The organism is Paenibacillus sp. E194 (assembly GCF_000935845.1).
GTDB lineage: Bacteria > Bacillota > Bacilli > Paenibacillales > Paenibacillaceae > Paenibacillus_B > Paenibacillus_B alvei_B.
Genome location: NZ_JMDX01000330.1, coordinates 1 through 5276 on the forward strand (window position 1 = coordinate 1; position 5276 = coordinate 5276).

Annotated in this window: 6 protein-coding genes and 1 pseudogene; 2 read left to right on the forward strand and 5 right to left on the reverse strand. The window is 42.0% G+C overall.

Going from position 1 to position 5276, the window contains the following annotated elements; all coding sequences use genetic code 11:
- Positions 1–37: 37 nt before the first annotated feature.
- The 4 genes from AZ66_RS26515 to AZ66_RS26530 form a co-directional block, all read right to left on the reverse strand.
- Positions 38–844, reverse strand: a complete 807-nt coding sequence (locus AZ66_RS26515; RefSeq protein ID WP_044357644.1) for an HAD family hydrolase — start codon at positions 842–844, stop codon at positions 38–40.
- A gap of 64 nt (positions 845–908) precedes the next feature.
- Positions 909–1439 carry a hypothetical protein gene (locus tag AZ66_RS26520; RefSeq protein WP_021261357.1) on the reverse strand — a complete coding sequence of 177 codons (531 nt, stop codon included), beginning with the start codon at positions 1437–1439 and terminating at the stop codon, positions 909–911.
- A 64-nt stretch (positions 1440–1503) separates the two neighbouring features.
- Complete coding sequence (locus AZ66_RS26525; protein ID WP_021253916.1) at positions 1504–1719, reverse strand: DUF896 domain-containing protein; 216 nt, start codon at positions 1717–1719, stop codon at positions 1504–1506.
- A 178-nt stretch (positions 1720–1897) separates the two neighbouring features.
- Positions 1898–2260, reverse strand: a complete 363-nt coding sequence (locus AZ66_RS26530; protein ID WP_044357645.1) for a LysM peptidoglycan-binding domain-containing protein — start codon at positions 2258–2260, stop codon at positions 1898–1900.
- A 274-nt stretch (positions 2261–2534) separates the two neighbouring features.
- Here AZ66_RS26530 and lexA point away from each other — a divergent pair, with 274 nt between their 5' ends.
- A complete protein-coding gene (lexA, locus tag AZ66_RS26535) occupies positions 2535–3164 on the forward strand; it encodes a transcriptional repressor LexA (protein WP_021261359.1) in 630 nt (209 codons plus the stop codon).
- A 503-nt stretch (positions 3165–3667) separates the two neighbouring features.
- Positions 3668–4486 carry a DUF817 domain-containing protein gene (locus AZ66_RS26540; RefSeq protein WP_044357646.1) on the forward strand — a complete coding sequence of 273 codons (819 nt, stop codon included), beginning with the start codon at positions 3668–3670 and terminating at the stop codon, positions 4484–4486.
- Positions 4487–4545: 59 nt separating this feature from the next.
- Here the strand turns inward: AZ66_RS26540 and AZ66_RS26545 are convergent.
- Positions 4546–5179 (reverse strand): annotated as a pseudogene (locus tag AZ66_RS26545) (LysE family translocator).
- Positions 5180–5276: the final 97 nt, after the last annotated feature.

Here is a 5276-nt window from a genome sequence, read left to right on the forward strand (position 1 = left end):
GTCATACACGCGGAGTAAGTAATTACATCCCCGCCAATTATGATTCCTTCGAATTTATCTCATCAATAATTTGCTCAATTTCACGCAAGCTTGCAATCGTATACTCAGGATGAATATTGCCGGACAATTCAACGCCTTTGCGGTTCAGCCACGCATGATGCATACCAACATTCTGCGCGCCTTGAATATCCGTCGTTAATTTGTCGCCAATCATGATCCCTTCATGCGGTTCGATTCCTAGCAATGACATCGTGTGCTTGAACAGCTCTGGATCAGGCTTCCCTTTGGGATGATGTCCGGAGATAACGATATGATCGAAATAGGATAGAAGCTCACGCTCTCCATTCAGCTTCTCCTGCTGCAAATCAGGCGATCCGTTCGTTAACAACAAAAGTGGATATTGCGCAATCAATTGCCGCAGCACCTCATATGTCTCATCGTACACATACGAACGAGAACGACGTTCACTCATAAATCGCTCCGCCAGCTCGGCACCTAATGCATCATTAGGTTGACCAGCGGCTTGAAGACCTTGTGTCCATGCAGATTGTCGATACATCGGCGCAAGCTGTTCCAACAAGCGAAATTCAGGATGTTCTCCCTCAGCGAATCTCCCCCACAGCGCTTCAAAGGGATTAATCCCAATGTTCTGTGTGAAAGGATAGGTCTCATAAGAGGCATACAATTCACGAGCGGCTTGGCGAACAAAGACTTCCAATTGTTCTGCATTGACCGCAGTCTTATCTTGCGCGTATTTACAAGTTGCAGCAAAAGCTTCCTCAACACAACGCTCATCCCATAACAAAGTATCATCCAGATCGAACAGTACAGCACGAATAGCCAAGTTTCATCTCTCCCATCACAGCGACAATGATAACGAATCCTCTAAATTACGATATCGGATTTCTTTATTTGTTCGAGTCTTTCTTCGATGTATCTTCGAATTCAATCTGATGTTGATTTGCGAAGGAACGAAGTCGTTCCCCCATTGCATTCGTATCATATCGATTCAGCATTCGCGAGAAAATCCAATTCGCACCTTTCCCCGTGTGCTCAATAACAACATAACCAGGTTGGATCGCAATCTTCTTCATATCCTTTGTAGACAAAGTACGGAGGCGATTCCAGCGAATCGTTGATACCTCGCCTGCTCCAACACGAAGAAATGGTCTTCTCAGGAATAATATAATTCCCAATCCGACGTAACACACGATCGTGATCCAATATAGAGTTGGATATTGATTGTCCGTAATGATACCGCCCAACAATCCATATATAATGGCGAAGGCGATTAAAGCGATTGGCATAATGAAGCTGCGTCCTTTAAATTCTTCGTGCGCAGGCTTGCCAGCAGCGAACGTCGGCTTGCCTTGCTTCATTCGCTGTTTGTTTAACTTTTCACTATTTTGACGGACTTTACGTTCCCAACTGCGAGACATGAATTCGCAACCCCCTGTATAGTAAACGAATAATGTGAATCCATCGTTATCGATGAAGGTTCATTTAATGAACGATCCCGTTCGAACCAGAGTTATCTGTTCCTTCTTCATCTTCTACATAGCGAATAGTGTCTAATTGATTGCGTACCTGCTTTCGGAATAGAACCAAATATTCCTCGCGCAGTTTCGCGCGTTCTTCCATTTCCTCATCGCTCAGCCCAACTGTCTTATGTTTGCGAGCCAATTCATTAATTCGTGCAATAAGCTTGTCGATATTCATCAGGTACCTCCATGTGTGTAAGCATATGTTCTACTTTGACATGGAGGTAACAGCTTGTCAAGCAAGCAGCAACAAAGCTCTTATATTGCAAAAAAGAGGCCTCTTCGGGCCTCCAACCGTCTGCTCTTATGTATAGGAATGCAAAGCTTCTCAACCGTATATTCGACAATGCCCCGACTCACCGGATCGGAACGAGCAATACTTCTCCTGCCGGTAAGATATCACCTTTGAATTGATTCATCTCAACGATTTCATATATAAACTGACGTATATCCGTATGTTCTGGCTTATAAGAGGATGCAATCCCCCAGAGTGTATCTCCAGGTTGAACAAGTACGCGTTCCACAGCAGCTCCATTTACAATTTCCGTTTGGCTATCATCCATGCCAAGCGCTTGAACAATGCTTCCACAAGTAATGAACAACAATACAATCAGGCTCATGATGAATCGAACACGTAAAGGAAACAAACGCTTCTTCTGGATAGGTTGTGAAGCTGTTGTCGACACCTTATAAATTGAACGATATGTTGTATACATCATAAATGACTCATCTCCCAAACACTTGTTCTGTTATCTTGTATAATCAATCTAACACGAACACACGTTTGAGTCAATATATTTCTAGAACGTTCGTTCCCCTTTTTGTATTATCGAAAATAAGCATTTAGTCTCATCTAACTCTCTCCTGGCTCTCTCTCGTAATTTACGATCTTCTCACAATCTTTTTCATCAGAATCTTTAGAACTTATGTTTGTACGAACGGAGGTTCTGTGGTATAATTTTGTCAAAAGAGTATTCATTGGAGTTGATACCCTTGTCTAAAATATCAAGTCGTCAACAAGCTATCCTTGATTTTATACGTGATGAAGTTCGAGCTAAAGGTTATCCGCCTTCTGTTCGTGAAATAGGCGAAGCCGTTGGTCTAGCATCCAGTTCCACTGTTCACGGTCATCTTGATAGACTCGAGAAGAAGGGATTCATTCGACGTGACCCTACGAAGCCTCGTGCTATTGAACTGCTCAGCCATGATCAATCTGAACGTTCAACAGACTTCTCTCGTTCCTTCGCACGCGTGCCAGTCGTTGGGAAAGTAACTGCAGGCGAGCCAATTACCGCAACAGAGAATATTGAAGATTACTTCCCTCTTCCTATGCATATGGTGGGAGATGACGAGAATGTATTTATGTTGTCGGTCATGGGTAATAGTATGATTGAGGCTGGTATACATAATGGCGACTTTGTCATCGTGCGTCAGCAGCAGACAGCGAACAACGGTGATATCGTGGTAGCCATGACTGAAGATGATGAAGCAACGGTTAAGACTTTCTATCGTGAGAAGGATCATATCCGCTTGCAGCCTGAGAATCCAACCTATGAACCGATTCGCTTACAAAGTGTAACGATTCTGGGCAAAGTTATTGGTTTGTTCCGTGATTTTCATTAAGACATTAACATGATGCCTCGTTCTCTTCTTTTCATGAAGGGAGCGGGGCATTTTACTTTCTCCTTATTCCATATCATTTACTGACTAGTATCTGAACAATTCATCTAGAAAAGAAGCAGTACCTTTCTTTTGCAGGAGTGGCCTGGCTTTATGAACAAGACCGAGCATAACGATACCCCCATACGGAACACCTCTGTTTGCATCCATATTCGGCCTAATAAGTTGGAAGTTAAAATTAACGCTCATTTCTATTCAAAAAATTCGAACTCCTCCCCTTATCTTCATCGAAACAACCACACCACTGTTCATTCTTATCAACCCTTTTTTTGAGAAATTTATACCATATCGAATATACACATTCATCAACTTTAGCAATAATTTTTATTGTATAACAATAATTTTTATTGACTAAAAGCATATTTTTGAATAGGATAATACCTAATAAGACACCTCGTATAACTGTTCAAACTTCATTTTTCACGAACACAAGGTAGGAGATAACTATGAATAACCTTTTTAAATTAAAATCATTCCTCAATTTTGGCTGGCAGCAGGCAATGTCCTGCTTGTTCCCCGCTTATATTTTCGCGATGTTGGCACTCACGAAGGTCATTGAGATTCCATTCATGCACCGCTATGATTTTCTATTGCTTGCTTGTATCTTGGCGCAGGTTCTAATGATCCGGTTTGGGCTAGAAACAATGGATGAATGTAAAGTAATCTGTGTGTTCCATTTGATCGGGCTTGCACTTGAAATATTCAAAGTCCACATGGGGTCATGGGCTTATCCGGAAGACGGATGGTCTAAAGTACTTGGTGTTCCTCTATATAGCGGATTCATGTATGCAAGTGTGGCAAGTTACTTATGTCAAGCGTGGCGACGACTGCAGGTCAAAGTAAATCGGTACCCTTCTGCTTGGTTTACGATTCCGCTAGGCGCTGCGATTTACTTCAACTTCATGACTCATCACTTCATATACGATTTGCGCTGGCTTTTGGTGATTTTGCTATTCGTCATCTTCTTTAGAACCTACGTCGAATATACCGTATTGGGCGTGACACGAAGAATGCCGCTTGTCCTGTCGTTCTTCTTAATCGGATTTTTTATATGGGTGGCTGAAAACATCGGGACTTTCTTGGGCGCATGGTATTATCCACATCAGACAAACGGCTGGAATCTCGTAAAGTGGGGGAAATTCAGCTCATGGTTTTTGCTTGTCATCGTTTCCTTCATAATCGTCGCCCATCTGAAGCATGTAAAAGGAGCACACTTCAGGAGAAATAGTCATACTCGCTTCAATGAGTCGACATTTCAGAAATAAAACACATCCTTCTATATACAAAAGCAAAAAACCTAGAGCCCTAACAGCTCTAGGTTTTGTTACAGTATTCCTTGAATTGCTACTATAAACTCATATAAGAAATACCCCGCGAACCCAAATAAAATCAGTCCTGCGACGATAGACATCCTCTTAATCATAGTCCGGCTCATGACTCTTCTCGTGACCGCCACAATGGCAAGCAACCCAACATCATGGAGGAGGATACCAGCTAATATTCCTGCACCTACGATCAGGAATTTTGTCGGTTGTGTCGTATCATACGAATCGGATAATACCGCACCAAAAACGGAAATCCAAAACACAAGGTTACCTGGCGATATAGCGACGAGCAGTCCATTTAGGTAGGAACTGAAAAATGATGTGTTCGGTTTATCGCCAGCCAATGTAATGCCTTGATCCGAGTTTTTGATGGAATCATAGCCTAAATAAATCAAAAAAGCATGCTCCGATAAGCCACATAGGGATTTGAATAAAAGGGATGGCAAGCACGGAAGCCAAGCCCATATATAAGGCAACGATTAATAGAAAATCAATGGTCATTCCACCTAATCCAACGGCCCAGCCATGCATAAATCCCTTTTTCATCCCTTGCTTCGTCATTTCAACGGTCATTGCACCTACAGGCATTGCAACGGCAAGCCCCGCTAGTAAATACGTGAAGAAAAGATTCAATTTCCAACACTACTTTCTTTATGTAATAGTTGCTAGTCAATATACACTATACTATATAAATACAAAATATTATATATTTATGCATGACAAACTTGAA

Coding starts and splice junctions, on each gene's coding strand:
- AZ66_RS26520 (WP_021261357.1), bottom strand. CDS start 1,439: ATGTCTCGCAGTTGGGAACGTAAAGTCCGTCAAAATAGTGAAAAGTTA.
- AZ66_RS26530 (WP_044357645.1), bottom strand. CDS start 2,260: ATGATGTATACAACATATCGTTCAATTTATAAGGTGTCGACAACAGCT.
- AZ66_RS26540 (WP_044357646.1), top strand. CDS start 3,668: ATGAATAACCTTTTTAAATTAAAATCATTCCTCAATTTTGGCTGGCAG.
- AZ66_RS26525 (WP_021253916.1), bottom strand. CDS start 1,719: ATGAATATCGACAAGCTTATTGCACGAATTAATGAATTGGCTCGCAAA.